This window comes from Streptomyces sp. NPDC057702, assembly GCF_042799315.1.
Classification (GTDB): domain Bacteria; phylum Actinomycetota; class Actinomycetes; order Streptomycetales; family Streptomycetaceae; genus Streptomyces.
Genome location: NZ_JBHVJC010000041.1, coordinates 19493 through 34422 on the forward strand (window position 1 = coordinate 19493; position 14930 = coordinate 34422).

Consider the following 14930-nt stretch of genomic DNA (forward strand, 5'->3'; position numbering starts at 1 on the left):
CCCCTCCCGACCGCGCGGCGCGTCCGGGACCGACGGCCTGGCGGCCGCCCCGGGGGTGAATCGGCGGCCGGCTCGGGGCGGCCGGCTCGGGGCGAGGGCGGGGAGCGAGCGTGCGGAGCGCTGGGTGGGGTGCTGTGACGTACGTCGCGCGCGGGCGGTGGCGTACGGGGGCGACGGGCGGGGCGACGCGTGGGGCGTGAGCGGGCCGTTGGGGGCCGGGTGGCCCGCGAGGGGCCGGGCCGTGGGGGCCGGGGTGCGGCGGCTGTGGGGCGCGGTGGTCACCACGCGGCCCGGGGCCGGCACACTGGACGCGTGTGGCACGTTGGGACGTTGGGCGGCTTTCGACCCCGGGTGAGCCGTCCGTACCGTGTGTCACCGTGTCACCGATGCGCGTCGGCCCGCGCCGCGCCCTGTCCGGAAGAGAGCGATCATGCCCCCGCAGTCGCCCGTGCACCCCATCCGCCGCCGCCCGTTAGCGCGGGGTCTGACCCTCACGCTCCTGGTCACGGGCGCGCTCGGCGGGCTCGCCGCGTGCGGCGCCCCGGCCGACCGCGCGGCGGCCGACGGCCCGGCCAACGCCTCCGTCGCGCGCGAGCCCCAGCAGGAGCCAGGCGGCGGCCGGGCCGGCCGGGCCGCGCCCACCGGGCTGCCACGCGAACTGCCGGGCATAGGCCCGAGAACGCTCGCCAAGGTGCCCGAGGAGAGCCGCCAGATGCTGGTGGTGACGGGGGAGGGCCGCGACTCCTCGCGCTCGACGGCCGTGCTGTACGAGCGCGCCGCCGACGGCCGTCTGCGCCCCGGCCCGACCTGGGCGGCGCACAACGCGCGGCACGGCTGGACCGACCGGCACGTCCAGGGCGACCTGCGCTCGCCCATCGGCGTCTTCGGCCTGACGGACGCGGGCGGCCTGCACGCCGACCCGGGGAGCGGGCTCCCCTACGACCGCTCGCGGGCCTTCACCGCCGTCGGCACGGGCTTCGAGGGCGAGCCGCTGGCCGGCGCCTTCGACTACGTCGTGGCCATCAACTACAACCGGAAGCCCGGTACGTCCCCGCTCGACTGGACCCGGCCGTTGGGCGCCGCGCGCGGCGGCGGCATCTGGGTCCACGTGGACCACGACGGCCCGACCCAGGGCTGCGTCAGCCTCGACAAGCGCCATATGCGGGACCTGATCCGCGCCCTCGACCCGGATCTGCACCCGGTCATCGTCATGGGCGACGCGAAGTCCCTGGCCCGCTAGCGGCGTCCCTCGCGGGACCGCGCGGCGGGACGAGGGGTACGGGGCGGGGCCGGCCGAGTGCCCTGGCCGCGCGTGAGCGCCCGTGGTGCGCGGGCGCGCGGCCTGTCCGATGTGCGGGCGCGCGGCTCACGACCGGGTCGGCGCCCGGCTCGCCTGGCGCGCGGGCCGGCGTGTGCGGGCCGAACCGAGTGCCCCGCTGGGTGTGCGGGTTCGCGTGTACGGGCCGAACCGAGTGCCCCGCTGGCGCGCGCCGACGGGGTGCGGCCCCGTCGGCGTAGGGCCTGCCCCGACCGGCGTGCGGCCCGTCATGTCGTACGGCTTCGCGGGTCCCCTCGGTGGGTGGCGGATCGGCGTACGGTCCGGGGGCCGGCGTATGGTCCGGGGGCCGGCGGGCGCCCGGCTTACGGGGTGCCGCGTCGGCCGCAGTCCGCGCGGGGGCACTCGCGGCGGGCGCGCTCGCCACGGGCCAGCAGGGTCCGGATGTCGTCGGGCGACAGGACGCCCCCGTCGCGGGCCGTGCGCCGCACGGCCCGCAGCAGCCGCCGGCCGGTGGCCTGGTGACGCCACAGCACGGCGCGTACGCCGTACTCGAGGACCGCCATCAGGTCGTTCTCCGGCAGCTCGTCCGCGATGACCACGACCCGGCGTTGACCACCGCGCACCAGGCGGCGCAACTCCGCGCCGGCCAACTCGTCGAACCGCCCCGCGAGCAGCACCGCCACGGACACCCCGCCCGGTGCCACCGCCTCCGGGCGCGGCCCGTCGAACAGCTCCACCCCCGGCTGGCCCCGCAGGTGACGAACGACCCCGGCCCGGGAGCGGGGGTCGGTGCCATGCACCGTGACGGTCACGCGTTGATCGGCCACTGCGTCCTCGTTCTCCACGTTCTCCCCGTGTCCTACCTCCCACAGGGTGCGCGCGTGGCCTAAACGAACGGTTGGCGAAACGTCAACGCGCCGGCGTGCCCGCGTGAGCGAGACCCGCCCACCCACGCGCGAACGCCCGGCCGGGGACGTCGGCCGGGCGTTCGTGGCGCACGGGTCACGGGGCGAGCACCGCCCGCGAGGGCGCGGGTCGGCTCGTGGCGGGGCGCCGGGCGGCCGGCGGGTTCGCCGGGGCCGCCCGGTGGTGGGGTCAGCGCAGGACGCCGGCCTCGCGGGCTTCGACCAGCCACTCCGGGAACTCGACCATCAACTGGCCGTACAGCTCGGTGTCCGAGAGGAGCCGGGGTTCGAGGCCGGCGTGGAAGAAGCCCGCGTTGTCGACCGGGCGTCGCTCGGGTACGGCCAGGTCGTCCAGCTTGCGCAGGAAGTCGAAGCCCTTGCCGGCCGGGTCGCCGAAGCCGACGAACTGCCAGAAGATCGGCAGCCGGGCCGCCTCGCACAGCGCGCGCTCGGCGGCCGGCTTGCTGGTGGGCGCGCCGTCCGTCTGGAAGATCACGAACGCGGGGTCGGTCGAGCCGGACTTCTCGTAGTGCTCGACGACGGCGTTGATCGCCCAGTGGTAGTTCGTACGCCCCATGTGGCCGAGCGCGGCGTGCGACTCCTCGATACGGCCCGCGTAGGTGGCCAGGTCCAGGTCGACCGTGCCGTCCACGTCGGTGGAGAAGAACACGACGGGCACCACCCCGTCGTCGTCCAGGTGCGCGGACAGGCCCAGGGCCTGTTCGGCGAGGTGTTGGACGGTGCCGTCCTTGTAGTAGCGGCGCATCGAGCCCGACCGGTCCAGGACCAGGTACACGGCGGCCCGCTGCCCGCCGAGCCCGTGCTTGGCGACGACGGTGGACGCGGCCTTGTACAGGCTGACCAGCCCCGGAGCGGACGCCTCGACCGTGGCGAGGGAGATCGCGGAACGGGGCGACTCGGCCGACGGCTCGGACGCCGCCGATGTCCCGGACGCCGCTGTCGAGGCGGCCACCGCATCGGCCCGCCCGGCGGCGGCCTCGGGCTCCGCCGCCGTCTCGGGCTCGGCCCCCGCCGTGGGCTCGGCCGTCGGGGCGGGCTCGGCGGTGCTCGCCCCGGGCCCGGCCGTTGGGGTGGCCACCGGCTCGGGCTCGGGTCGGGCCTTCGTGGTGGTGGCGCTGTCCGTGGTGGTGCGCGGGGTGCCGGTGGCGGTCGCCGCGCTCGGCGTACGGGGTTCCGCTTCCGCGTCGGTGCGGGCTTTCGGCGGTGTGTCGGCGTCCGGCGCCGGGGTGGCCTCCGCCGAGAGGGCCGTCGCCTCCGGTGCCGCCTTCGCGGTGCTCGTGCTCGTGGCCGTGGCGGTAGCCGTGCCCGTGGCGGTGGTCGCCGGTGTCGGGGTGGCCGGAGCCGTGGCCGTGGCGGCCGGGTCGGTGGTGGCCGGGTCGGTGGTGGCCGTCGCGTTGGCCTCGGCCTCGGTGCCGGCCGGCGTGGGGGCCGTCGCGTCCGGCGCGGCGTCCGGCGCGGTGGTGACCGCGGGGTCAGGCTCGGTGGCCGTGTCGGCCCCGGTGGTGGGCGCGGTCGGGGGCGTGCTGGTGTCGGCGTCGGCGTTGGCCGTGTCGGTTCCGGCCGCGGGGGCGGCGGTCGGGGTCTCGGTGGGTCGCTCGGTGGTGGGCCCGGTGGCCGGTGGCGTGGCGGGCCCGGTGACCTCGGCGGGTGGGGTGCCCGCCTCGGCGTCGGTCTCGACCTCGATCTCCACGTCGCTCTCGACCTCGATCTGGGGCTCCACCTCGTCCCCGGCCTCGGCCGACGACCGGGGAGTCGGCACGCCGGCCGAGCCGGCCCGGCCAGCGGAGTCGCCCGACCCCGCCGAACCGGCCGCGTCCACGGCGCCGGCCGCGTCCACGGCGCTGGCGGAGCCGGTCGCGTCGGCGGGGTCCGCCGTGTCGGGCAGGTCAGCGGTACGCGTGTCCGCCGCGTCCACCGGCTCCGGCTCCGTGCTCGGTGTGGGCGAGGGGAGGGGCGCGGTCCCGCGTTCGGGTTCCGGCCCGGCGGCGTGGTCGGCCTCCGCCGGTGCGGTTCGCGTCGCCCCGGTCTCCGTGACCGAACCGGTCTCCGTGACCGAACCGGCCGTCGTGGTCGGCCCGGTGCCCGTGTCGGGCGCGGTGTCCGTGGTCGTGGCCACGGGCTCGTCCGTGGTGTCGGTGGCCGGCGAGGTGCGGGCGGCGACGGGGACCACGGTGGTGTCCGACGCGGCGGCCGAGCGGGACGCGGACCTCGCGTCCGGGTCGGTCAGCGACCCGGCGTCGGGTGACGGCGTGGCCTCGGACGCGGTCAGGGACGCGGGCTCGGACGTGGTCGACGCGTCGGTGGTGGAGGCGGCCGACGGCTCCGCCGTGGGCTCGGACGACGAGCGCGGGGCCTCGCTCTCGTCGGTCGCCGTCTGTGAGCGGCCAAAAACTTTGCGCAGCAGGTCCCGTATGCCCATGGATGAAACCCCTCACCTGTCGAGTGCGATGCGCGTCCGTCATGGCCGGTAGGTGCCGGTAAGCGCCGGTGTATTCCAGCGGGTGGCCCAATGCGCCTGGCCGGGCCGGACACGTAAGGCTAACGGGCCTTGGGGCACCGGCCCGAGCGAGCCCGCGGGGTGGGTCGCGGGCGGGCTGGCGCGGGAGGCGGGCGCGGTGCCGGCGGCGTACGCCAACTCGGGCATATCCGGCGCCTCATGGCGTCCGGATGCCGGATTGCTCCGGGCCAAACCTCACCGTAAGTGACGACTGACCGTCGTCGTTCACCGTCGATTCACCCTCACTTCGCCAATTCGCGACACCACCCCCATAGCTTCGCGGCGGATGGATTCCGACACCGTGTCGGCGCGGGCCTGCGCCGGTGGACCCAAAGACGAAGGAATTGACGTGCGCAAGCTTCTGCCTCTGATCAGCTCGCACCCGGGCGGCCGTTCCGCGTTGACCTGTCGCTACCGCTGTGGTGACGCCTGCTTCCACGAGGTGCCCAACACCAGCGACAACGCCTACGTCGGCGATGTCATCGCCAGCGCCCTCTCGCGTCGTAACGTCCTGCGCGCCAGCGCCGTGGTCACCGTCACGGCCGCCGCCGGCGCCGGTATCGGTCTGGGCCAGGCGCCGCAGGCGTCCGCCGCCACGCCCGCCGTCGCCGCGCACGGTGGCAAGTCGCACGGCAAGAACCGCGCCGCGCGCGGTCTGCGCTTCGACCCGGTCGCGCCGAACACCAAGGACGCCGTCGTCATCCCGCGCGGCTACGAGCAGAACATCGTGATCCGCTGGGGCGAGCCGATCCTGCCCGGCGGTCGCGACTTCGACCCGAAGCGGCAGAGCGCGCAGGCGCAGGCCAAGCAGTTCGGTTACAACAACGACTACATGGCCGTCCTCGACATCCCGCACGAGCGCCACCGGCAGCTCCTCGTGGTCAACCACGAGTACACGGACGAGATCCTGATGTTCGCCGGGTACGACGCGGACAACCCGACCCGTGAGCAGGCGGAGATCGCCATCGCGGCGCACGGCCTGTCCGTCGTGGCCGCCGCCGAGGACCGCCGCTCCGGCAAGCTGACCGCGCTGCGCCGCCACCACCTCAACCGCCGCGTGACCGGCTCGACCCCGTTCGAGGTCACCGGCCCGGCGGCCGGCAGCACGTTCCTGCGGACGTCGGCCGACCCGCGCGGCAAGCGCATCCTGGGCACGCTCAACAACTGCGGTGGTGGCATCACGCCGTGGGGCACCGTGCTCTCCGGCGAGGAGAACTTCAACCAGTACTTCGCCAACGCCGGCAAGGTCACCGACCCGGACACCAAGGCCCGCTACGCCCGGTACGGGCTCAGCGGCGAGGCCAGCGAGCGCAAGTGGGAGCGTTTCGACAAGCGCTTCGACACCCTCCAGGAGCCGAACGAGCCCAACCGCTTCGGCTGGGTCATCGAGATCGACCCGTTCGACCCGCACTCCACGCCGCGCAAGCTGACCGCGCTGGGCCGCTTCAAGCACGAGGCCGCCGAGCCCCGGCTGACCGACGACGGCCGTCCGGTGCTGTACATGGGTGACGACGAGCGCTTCGACTACTTCTACAAGTTCGTCTCCGCCAAGCGGATGATGCACGGCAACAGCCGATACGCCCGCGCGCACAACCGCACCCTGCTGGACGAGGGCACGCTGTACGTCGCCAAGTTCACCGGCGACAGCCCGGCGAGCGAGATCGACGGCTCGGGCAAGCTCCCCAAGGACGGCGAGTTCGACGGCAGCGGCGAGTGGATCCCGCTGGCCACCGGCACGACCTCGCACGTCGAGGGCATGAGCGCCGAAGAGGTCTACGTCTTCACGCGGCTGGCCGCCGACAAGGTGGGCGCGACCAAGATGGACCGCCCCGAGGACGTCGAGCCCAGCCCGCGCACCGGCCGCGTCTACATCGCGCTGACCAACAACAAGGACCGTGGCGCCAAGGGCAAGCCCGCCGCCGACGAGGCCAACCCGCGCAACAACAACAAGCACGGCCAGATCCTGGAGCTCGCCGAGCACTGGGACGACGCGGGCGCCGACCGCTTCAACTGGCGCCTGTTCCTGGTCTGTGGCGACCCGAAGGACCCGAGCACGTACTTCGCCGGGTTCCCCAAGGACCAGGTCAGCCCGATCTCCTGCCCGGACAACATCACCTTCGACGCGCACGGCAACCTGTGGATCTCCACCGACGGCAACGCCCTCGGCACCCACGACGGCCTGTTCGGCGTGGCGACCGCGGGTGAGCGGCGCGGTGAGGTCAAGCAGTTCCTGACCGTCCCGAACGGCGCCGAGACCTGCGGCCCGATCGTCCAGGACCGGCGCGTCATGGTCGCCGTCCAGCACCCGGGCGAGATCGACGGCGCGACCGTCGAGAAGCCGAAGTCGGCGTGGCCCGACGGTCCGGGCAAGCTCGTGCGCCCGGCGGTCGTCAGCGTCTGGCGGCGCGACGGCGGCGACATCGGCGCGTAGCGCCCCTCCGGGCGCGGCACCGCCGCGCCCGCGTACGGCTCCTGGCCCCGTGGGGTGCGAGGCCAGGAGCGGGGACCGCCCGGCGGGGCGGCGCGTGGGGCACCACCGCGCCGGGCGATCCCATCGACCACCCCGCTCGCCGCCCCCCGCCGTCTCCCCCGGCCGGCCCGGGGCCGGGGCCGGGGGCCCGTGCGGCGGACGCGCGGGAGCGGCCGGGGGGCCGTGGGGGAGCGGGGGAGCAGCGCGTCGCGGCGGCCGTACGGGGGCGGCCGGGTGACGTGGGCGGGAGGGGGCGCCCCGGCGCACGGCCCGGGTCGGCTCGGGTGGTCGTCGCCTGCGACGTGCGGTGGAGGGGGCCGCGCGACGGGCGGCGGGCACCGGCGGCCGGCCGGGCGGGCGCGCGCCGACCGGGGCGCGCGGCGGGGCCGTCCGGCTGCCGAACAATCCGCCTGCTCGCGGCTGACCTGCCGGTTAGCCTGGCGCGATGACCGACGAAGCGATAGCGGCACACGTCCAGTTCGACGACTCCGGCCTACTGCTGGTGGGCGAGCCCGGCGCGCCGGGGGTCTATTCCCTTCCGCGCTCGGGGCAGGCCGTGGACGCCGGCGCGCGCCGTTCGCTGCCGCTGGCCCAGGCGCTGTACGCGTCCATCCGGCCGGTGGGGACCGCCGAGACGGTCCTGCGGGAGTGGTCCGCCGGCGCACCGGTCGCCGAGCGCGCGCCCTGGGACGACCCGAGTCTGACCACTCCGGAGCGGGTGCGGGCCGCCGCGCTGGTGATCCGCGACGCGCACCTGCTGCTCATCGGCTTCCCGGACGCCGACGAGCCGTACTACGAGATCCCCGGCGGTGGCGTCGAGCCCGGGGAGAGCCCGGAGGCGGCGGCCGTACGCGAACTGCGCGAGGAGACCGGCCTGTCGGTGACCCTCACCCACGAGGTCGCCCGGATCTGGCGCCGGAACCGCCTGGGCCACTACTTCCTGGCCTCCGCCGAGGGCGAGTTGGGCGATCCGGACACGCTGGACACCCACGGCGGGACGCCGACCTGGGTGCCGCTGTCCGCGCTGTCCCACACGCCCCTGTGGCCGCGCCGACTGTCCTGGCGTATCCCCCACTGGCACGAGGCGGGCTGGCCGACGCGTCCGCTCGAACTCGCCGACCACATCCGGGACCTGACCGCGCCCTGCGCGTGGTGACCCCCGGGGGCCGCCCGGGCCAGCCCGCTTGCGGCTCCTGGCGAAAGTGACTAGGAACGCGGGCCCCGCTACGCCTACTTTCGGCTGCATGGCTGATGAGTGCTTCGAACATCCCCGGCTCGCCGCGATCTACGACCTGCTCGACCCGGACCGGGGCGATCTCGACGCGTACGTCCAGATGGCCAAGGAGTTCGGCGCGACCCGGGTGCTGGACCTCGGCTGCGGCACGGGGGTGTTCGCCCTCCTGCTGGCCGAGCGGGGCGTGGCCGTCGTCGGCGTCGACCCGGCGGAGGCGTCCCTCGACGTGGCGCGCGCGAAACCCGGCGCCGAGCGCGTGCGCTGGATAGCGGGGGACGCGACCGCCCTGCCACCCCTGGAGGTCGACCTGGTCACGATGACGGCGAACGCCGCGCAGGAGATCACCGACGACCGTGCCTGGCGGGACACGCTGCGCGGCGCGTACGACGCGCTGCGGCCCGGCGGACGGCTGGTCTTCGAGACCCGCGATCCCGCCCGCCGGGCCTGGGAGGAGTGGACCCGCGAGGCCACCCACCGGGTGACCGGCATCGCGGACGTCGGCGCCGTGGAGACGTGGGCCCGGGTCACGAGGATGAACTGGCCGCTGGTCACGTTCCGCTGGACCTACGTGTTCGCCGTGGACGGCGAGACCCTCACGTCCGACTCGACCCTTCGCTTCCACGACCGCGCGGAGATCGAACGCGACCTGGCCGCCCAGGGCTTCGTCCTGGAGGACGTCCGCGACGCCCCGGACCGCCCGGGACGCGAGTTCGTCTTCGTCGCCCGCCGGCCGTGAGCACCGCGAACACGGGTACACCCCACCGCCGGGCCACGCCGGCGGGCTCGGTCGCGACCCGCCCCCGGCCCCCGTATACCGTCGGGTAGGGGGCGGCCCACGGCGGGCGTCCCGACGTCGGGGACGGAACAGCGGGAAGGACGCGGCGTGCGCTATGAAGAGTTGATTGCCGAAGGGTTGACGACGCCCTTCGAGGGGTGGGACTTCGGGGTGTTCCAGGGGCGGTACGCCGAGAAGAGCGACGCCGACCTGCCGTGGAGCTACCCGGAACTCGTCCGCGCCCTGCTCCCGGGAGCCGGGGCGCTGCTGGACCTGGGGACGGGCGGTGGCGAGGTGCTGGCCTCGCTGGCGCCGCTGCCGGCGCGGACGGCGGCCACGGAGGGGTTCGCGCCCAACGTGCCGGTGGCCCGCAAGCGGCTCGAACCGCTCGGCATCGAGGTGGCCGAGGTCGGCGACGACGACCAACTCCCTTTCGCTGACGCCTCGTTCGACCTGGTGATCAGCCGGCACGAGTCGTACGACCCGGCCGAGATCCGGCGTGTGCTGCGGCCGGGCGGCACCTTCGTCACGCAGCAGGTCGGCGGCGGCGACCTGGCCGAGATCAACGCGGCACTCGGCGCGCCCCCGCACGGCTACGCCGACTGGGACCTGCGGTCCGCGGCGGACGAGTTGACCTCGGCGGGCTTCACCGTGACCTGGCAGGACGAGGCCCGGCTGCCGGCCGCCTTCCACGACGTCGGCGCGCTCGTGCTGTTCCTGCGCATCACCCCCTGGCACGTCCCCGACTTCACCGTGGAGCGCTACGACGCGCCGCTACGCGCCCTGCACGCCGCCCTGAGCGCGGGCGAGCCGCTCCCCGCCCGCTGCCACCGCTTCGCGCTGGTCGCCCGCCCGTAGCCGAGCCCGCCACGCGGTTCCGGGGCGGGGTTGGGGGGGCTCCCGGGCGGGGTGGGTTTCGGATCTGGGCCGGCCCTCGGGCGGGCCGGGAGCTCACCGGGGCGGTCTTCGGGGCGGTCCTCGGCGCGGGGGAGCCGTCCGTGAGGTGGGGGGTCCGTACGAGAGATCGGCCCACGCGGGTGGGTCGCCAAGGAGAGGCCGGGGATGAACGCCACCGCCGACGACGCGATCGGGCCCGTCGACCGCGCCTTTCTGGCGCTGGCCCGCCACCACCAGCCCACCACGGGGTTCTTCCTCGACTTCGCCGGCCCGGTACCGGACGGCGCGGCGCTCGCGGCGCGGGTGCTCGGACGCGCGGCCGGGCTGCCCGCGCTGAACCTGCTGCGACCGGCCGGCGGCGGGCGGCGCTGGCTCCGGCGCACGGCCGCGTTCGACCCCGCCGTGCATCTGCGCCGACGGACCGACCTGGCCGGCCCCGACGCGTTGGCCGCCGCCACGAACGCGCTGCTCAGCGCCCCCCTGCCGGGCGCCGCCCACCCGCCGTGGGACGTGTGGCTGCTCGCCGAGGCGCCGGACCCCGAGGCCGACCCGCAGGCTCGGGGGGCGGGCTCGGTGGGGGCGGGCTCCGTGGGCGGCGGCGAGGATGGCGAGTCGGCGGGTTCGTCGGGCGGGCCGACGCCGGGTGCTCCGGGCGCCGCTGCCGCGCGGCGGGCGGGGTTCCGGCTGGTGTTGCGAGCGCACCATGCCGTGCAGGACGGAGTGGGCGCGGCCCACTCCGCGTTGGCCCTGTTCGGGGACGCGGTGGCGGCGGGCCCGCACCCGTACCCGGCCCGGACACCGACGCCGCGCGGCACGCTGCTGGCCGCGTCCGACGCCGTACGCCAACTCGCCGGCGTCCGGGGCTGGCCCGAGCTGCGCGCCCATCCATCCGGCCGCACCGCGTGGACAAGCCAGGACATCCCGGTGCGCCAACTCCGCCAACTCGCCGACGGATGGGGGACGAGCGTGAACGACGTGTGCCTGGCCGGTCTGGCGCGGGCGGTCCGGTCCTGGCGGCTGGCCGGGGCCGCGCGCGACTGCCCGGACCTGCCGGTGCTGGTGGCCATGTCCACGCGCGGCCCCGACCAGCGGTACGCGCCCGGCAACCACGTGGTCGGCCACCGCCTGGTGCTGCCGTCGGCCGCGGCCGGGCTCGACGCCGCCGTGGCCCGGGTGCGCCGGCAGACCGACGCCGTGCGCCGCACCGGCACCCGCGACGCGCGCCGGCTGGCGCTGCGACTGGCGCCGCACGGGGCGGGCGAGTGGGCCATGGGGTACGTCAGGCACGCCGTGCCGGTCGGCGCCAGTTCGGTCACCCTGGCCGACGAGCTGACCTGCCTCGGAGCCAGGCTGACCGGGGCGTCCATGTTCTACGACGTCCATGACGGGCTGCTCGGCTACGTCTCGTTCACGCGCGCCGGCGGGGTCGTACGGTGCGGCATCGTCCATGACGCGGCGCTGCCCCGCGCGGCCGACCTGCCCGGCCACTGGCGACGCGCCCTCACCACGGCGCGGGACGCGGCCGACGCCCCGCCCCGGTAGACGTCGGGGCCCCGGCCGGTCCCCCAGCCACCCGGCCCCCCGGCCGGCCCCCGGCCGGCGCCCCGGCGCACGGCTGACGTGGACCGCGCGGCCCGGCCCGCCACCTCTCCCGGGTCGGTCCGAGGGGGCGCGCGGCGGGCGCCGGTGGGCCGGGTCCGGGGGTGGCTGACCCGGACGGATCAGCCAGTCCGCGCTTCGCGCGCCCCCGGCCGTCGGTTGGACAATGCGCTGGTGGCAGGCGGTTGGCGGGGAGCGGGGCAGCGCGCACGGCGCGTATAGGGGCGCATGGCGCACTAGTGGGGCGCGCGATCGCCGAGTACAAAGGGCGCGTGACTGCCGACGAACACGACCCCAGCAGCGTCGCCGAGATGATCCATATCAATCGGCACAACTGGGATGCCCGCACGCCCATCCACGTGGCCAGCGAGTTCTACGGCCTGAACGAGGCCCGCGACAGCGGCGACTGGTTCGCCGCCTTCGAGTGGGCCGACCTGGGTGACCTCACCGGCCGGGACGTCCTGCACCTGCAGTGTCATCTGGGCACCGAGACCCTCGCGTTCGCCGAGCGCGGCGCGGCCCGTACCACCGGGCTCGACTTCTCCGGCGCCGCCGTCGCCGAGGCGCGCCGGATCGCGGCGGACGCGGGCCGCGAGGTGACGTACGTGGAATCCGACGTCTACGACGCGGTCGCCGCGCTCGACGGGCGGCGCTTCGACGTCGTCTACACCGGCAAGGGCGCCCTGTGGTACCTGCCCGACCTCGACCGCTGGGCCCGCACCGTCGCCGCCCTGCTGCGCCCCGGCGGCTTCCTCTACCTGGTGGAGTTCCACCCGCTGCTGCAGTCCCTGGGCGCCGTGCCCGCACCGGACGAGCGGCACCTGCGCCTGCGGCAGGACTACCTGGGAGGGCGCGGCCCGCTGCGTACCGAGGTGGCCCACACGTACACCGACGGGCCGGCGTTGACCGAGGCGACCACGTGTTACGAGTGGCGGTACGGCCTCGGCGACATCGCGACGGCCCTGCTGGGCGCCGGGCTGACCATCGACGTGCTGCGCGAGACGGAGCTGCTGCCCTGGCCGCGCTTCGCGGGCATGGAGCGGGCCGACAACGGGTGGTGGCGGCTGCCCGACCACGACCCGAAGATCCCCCTGATGTTCGCCCTACGGGCGCGCGCCGGCGCGTAGTCCGTTCCCACGCGCCCCGCCCGAGCTTGATCTACGCGCGTCGGTGCGTGAACGCGGACGGGGCGCGGGGTGGGCCGACCCGACCCGCGCGAGCTTGCTGTCGGTCAACACGCCGGCTGGCCAAGCGAGTTGAGAAGCCGCTGGTCCGGGTGCGGGTCGTGCCGCCTGGGGCTTGTTGCCAAGGTGTTGCCGCCGTCGCCGCCCGGGCCTCGGGCCGTCGGGCGCTGCGCCAGACTGGGTGTCTGGGCCCGGCGGCGCGCGCCGCGACCGCCGTACGGGCGGGGCCTTTGACACCACAGGGGTTGACGATGGGGCTGCGCCCGCTGGACGAGGATCTCCACGACGAGTGCCGCGAGTTCGCGATACTGCTCCGCGAGCTCTTCGACGGCCTGGGGATCTCGGTACGGCGCTACGCCGCCCGCCGCTACCGCGACCCCGGCACCATCTCGCGCTACCTCCGGGGCAACCGGGTGCCGCCCTGGGAGTTCGTCGTGGACCTGCTGACCGACCTGGCGGCGGCACGTGGCACCGCCGCCACGCCCGAGGCCGTCGACCTGCTTCGCGCCCGGCACCGGGCCGCCATCCAGACCAGCGGTTCGGTCGGGCACGCCGTCGAGGTGCTCCAGAACCAGCTCGCCGACGCCGACCGCGTGGCGCGCAGCGCCACCGTCACCGAGGACGCGTTGAGCCAGGCGTTGGTGGAACGCCAGCACCGGATCGCCGATCTGGAGGTGCGGCTGAGCCAGTTGGAGGCGGCGTGGGCGGCGGAGCGGGCTCGGGTCGAGACGCTGGAGCAGGAGCTGGCGCACCCCGACCACGACCGTGAGCAACTCCTGCGGGAGCAGGACCAGCTACGCCAGCAGGTGCGCCAGCTGAACGAGGAGCTGGAGGAGGTGCGGCAGCGCGGCATGCTCGCCGAGGACCGCTGCCAGCTGCTGGAACGGCAACTCGCCGCGGTGGAGGCGCAGGGCCTGGCGACCGGCGAGACCGACGAGGACGGCGGTACGGCGTACGCCACGTCCCCGGCCGGCGGCCCCGGCGCGGGCTCCGCGCCGGCGTACGCGGCGAGCGCCGACTCGCCGGGCGCGCGCCCGGTGCCCCCACCCGGCGCCGGCGGCGCCGCGTACCGGCCGGCCGGGGCCCCTCCGCCGCCCGGGGCGGTGCCGCCCGGCCGGGTGCCGCCGGGCACGGTGCCACCCGGTGGGGGGCCGACGGAGCCGGGGCCTCGACCGAAGATCCTCATCGTGGACGACCAGCGCGACAACCTGCTGGCCATGGAGGCGGTGCTGGCCACCCTCGGACAGGAGATCGTCGCGGCCACCTCGGGGCACGAGGCCCTCAAGGCCCTGCTCGACCACGACGACTTCGCGGTCATCCTGCTGGACGTGCAGATGCCGGAGATGGACGGTTACGAGACGGCCGCGCAGATCAAGCGCCGCTCCCGCAACCGCGACATCCCGCTGCTCTTCCTCACCGCCATGGGCGCCGACCCGGAGCACTCCTCACGCGGATACGCCGCGGGCGCCGTCGACTACATCGCCAAGCCGGTCGACCCGTGGGCGCTGCGGGCCAAGGTCTCCACCTTCACCGAGATCTTCCTGGAGCGCCGCCGCTACTACTCCCAACACGCGGCCACCCACCCGACCCTGTAACCCCCGCCCCCACCAGCACCGCGCGGCCCCACCGGCCCCGTACACCCTCCCGCGCGCGACCTCCCGTACGCCGCGTCCCCCACGACCCGGCCCCGAACCCGGCACGCCCCGCCCGGCCGTCCCGTCCGTCCTGTCCGTGAGGCCGCCCCGTCCGCGAGGGCGCCCCGGCGCGCGTCCGGGGCGCGGGGCTCGGGGGCCACTTCGCCGCGCCCGCCTCCCGGATATCCGCCCGCGCCGCCCCGCGTATCGCCACCCGCGTTTTCCGCCCCTGGCGCGGGCGCTTTTCCGCGGAACGTCGTGCACGCGCCGGAGCGTGGCGCTGTCGGTGGCACACACGCCGCCGTGTTCGCGTTTCCCCGATGTCGCGCGGGTCGCTTGGACCGTGGCGGGCGGATGGTTCACCGGAGTTCCCGCGCGCGTGAACGCGGCGTCGTTTTTCCCCGCCGAGGTGTCGCGCCCCGGAGGGGTCTGCGA

The 14930-nt window shown here is 75.7% G+C and carries 11 protein-coding genes; 9 read left to right on the forward strand and 2 right to left on the reverse strand.

Annotation, left to right across the window (positions count from 1 at the left end; translation table 11 throughout):
* Positions 1–430: 430 nt before the first annotated feature.
* Positions 431–1240 carry a hypothetical protein gene (locus ACFVFR_RS26795; RefSeq protein WP_383706186.1) on the forward strand — a complete coding sequence of 270 codons (810 nt, stop codon included), beginning with the start codon at positions 431–433 and terminating at the stop codon, positions 1238–1240.
* A 401-nt stretch (positions 1241–1641) separates the two neighbouring features.
* Here ACFVFR_RS26795 and ACFVFR_RS26800 read toward each other — a convergent pair whose 3' ends face one another.
* Together ACFVFR_RS26800 and ACFVFR_RS26805 are read right to left on the reverse strand one after the other, a co-directional pair.
* Entirely contained in the window at positions 1642–2106 is a 465-nt protein-coding gene (locus tag ACFVFR_RS26800) for a DNA-binding response regulator (protein ID WP_383706188.1), read from the reverse strand.
* A gap of 268 nt (positions 2107–2374) precedes the next feature.
* A complete protein-coding gene (locus tag ACFVFR_RS26805; protein WP_383706190.1) occupies positions 2375–4321 on the reverse strand; it encodes a VWA domain-containing protein in 1947 nt (648 codons plus the stop codon).
* Between ACFVFR_RS26805 and ACFVFR_RS26810 the strand changes: the two genes are divergently transcribed.
* The 8 genes from ACFVFR_RS26810 to ACFVFR_RS26845 all read left to right on the forward strand — a co-directional run bounded on the left by ACFVFR_RS26810 (position 4314) and on the right by ACFVFR_RS26845 (position 14456).
* Positions 4314–4676 (forward strand): hypothetical protein, encoded by a 363-nt coding sequence (locus tag ACFVFR_RS26810; RefSeq protein ID WP_383706192.1) that lies wholly within the window; start codon positions 4314–4316, stop codon positions 4674–4676. The two genes, ACFVFR_RS26805 and ACFVFR_RS26810, sit on opposite strands and share 8 nt — an antisense overlap.
* Positions 4677–5051: 375 nt before the next feature.
* Complete coding sequence (locus ACFVFR_RS26815; protein WP_383706194.1) at positions 5052–7133, forward strand: PhoX family protein; 2082 nt, start codon at positions 5052–5054, stop codon at positions 7131–7133.
* A 484-nt stretch (positions 7134–7617) separates the two neighbouring features.
* A complete protein-coding gene (locus ACFVFR_RS26820; RefSeq protein WP_383706196.1) occupies positions 7618–8328 on the forward strand; it encodes an NUDIX domain-containing protein in 711 nt (236 codons plus the stop codon).
* An 88-nt stretch (positions 8329–8416) separates the two neighbouring features.
* Positions 8417–9142: a class I SAM-dependent methyltransferase gene (locus tag ACFVFR_RS26825; RefSeq protein ID WP_383706198.1), complete on the forward strand. Its 726-nt coding sequence runs from the start codon at positions 8417–8419 to the stop codon at positions 9140–9142.
* 147 nt (positions 9143–9289) lie between these two features.
* Positions 9290–10039 carry a class I SAM-dependent methyltransferase gene (locus ACFVFR_RS26830; protein ID WP_383706200.1) on the forward strand — a complete coding sequence of 250 codons (750 nt, stop codon included), beginning with the start codon at positions 9290–9292 and terminating at the stop codon, positions 10037–10039.
* A 204-nt stretch (positions 10040–10243) separates the two neighbouring features.
* Complete coding sequence (locus ACFVFR_RS26835; RefSeq protein WP_383706202.1) at positions 10244–11620, forward strand: hypothetical protein; 1377 nt, start codon at positions 10244–10246, stop codon at positions 11618–11620.
* Between the two features lie 329 nt (positions 11621–11949).
* Complete coding sequence (locus ACFVFR_RS26840) at positions 11950–12804, forward strand: class I SAM-dependent methyltransferase (protein ID WP_383706204.1); 855 nt, start codon at positions 11950–11952, stop codon at positions 12802–12804.
* Between the two features lie 308 nt (positions 12805–13112).
* Positions 13113–14456: a response regulator gene (locus ACFVFR_RS26845; protein ID WP_383706206.1), complete on the forward strand. Its 1344-nt coding sequence runs from the start codon at positions 13113–13115 to the stop codon at positions 14454–14456.
* Positions 14457–14930: the final 474 nt, after the last annotated feature.

Coding starts and splice junctions, on each gene's coding strand:
- ACFVFR_RS26795 (WP_383706186.1), top strand. CDS start 431: ATGCCCCCGCAGTCGCCCGTGCACCCCATCCGCCGCCGCCCGTTAGCG.
- ACFVFR_RS26820 (WP_383706196.1), top strand. CDS start 7,618: ATGACCGACGAAGCGATAGCGGCACACGTCCAGTTCGACGACTCCGGC.
- ACFVFR_RS26825 (WP_383706198.1), top strand. CDS start 8,417: ATGGCTGATGAGTGCTTCGAACATCCCCGGCTCGCCGCGATCTACGAC.
- ACFVFR_RS26835 (WP_383706202.1), top strand. CDS start 10,244: ATGAACGCCACCGCCGACGACGCGATCGGGCCCGTCGACCGCGCCTTT.
- ACFVFR_RS26845 (WP_383706206.1), top strand. CDS start 13,113: ATGGGGCTGCGCCCGCTGGACGAGGATCTCCACGACGAGTGCCGCGAG.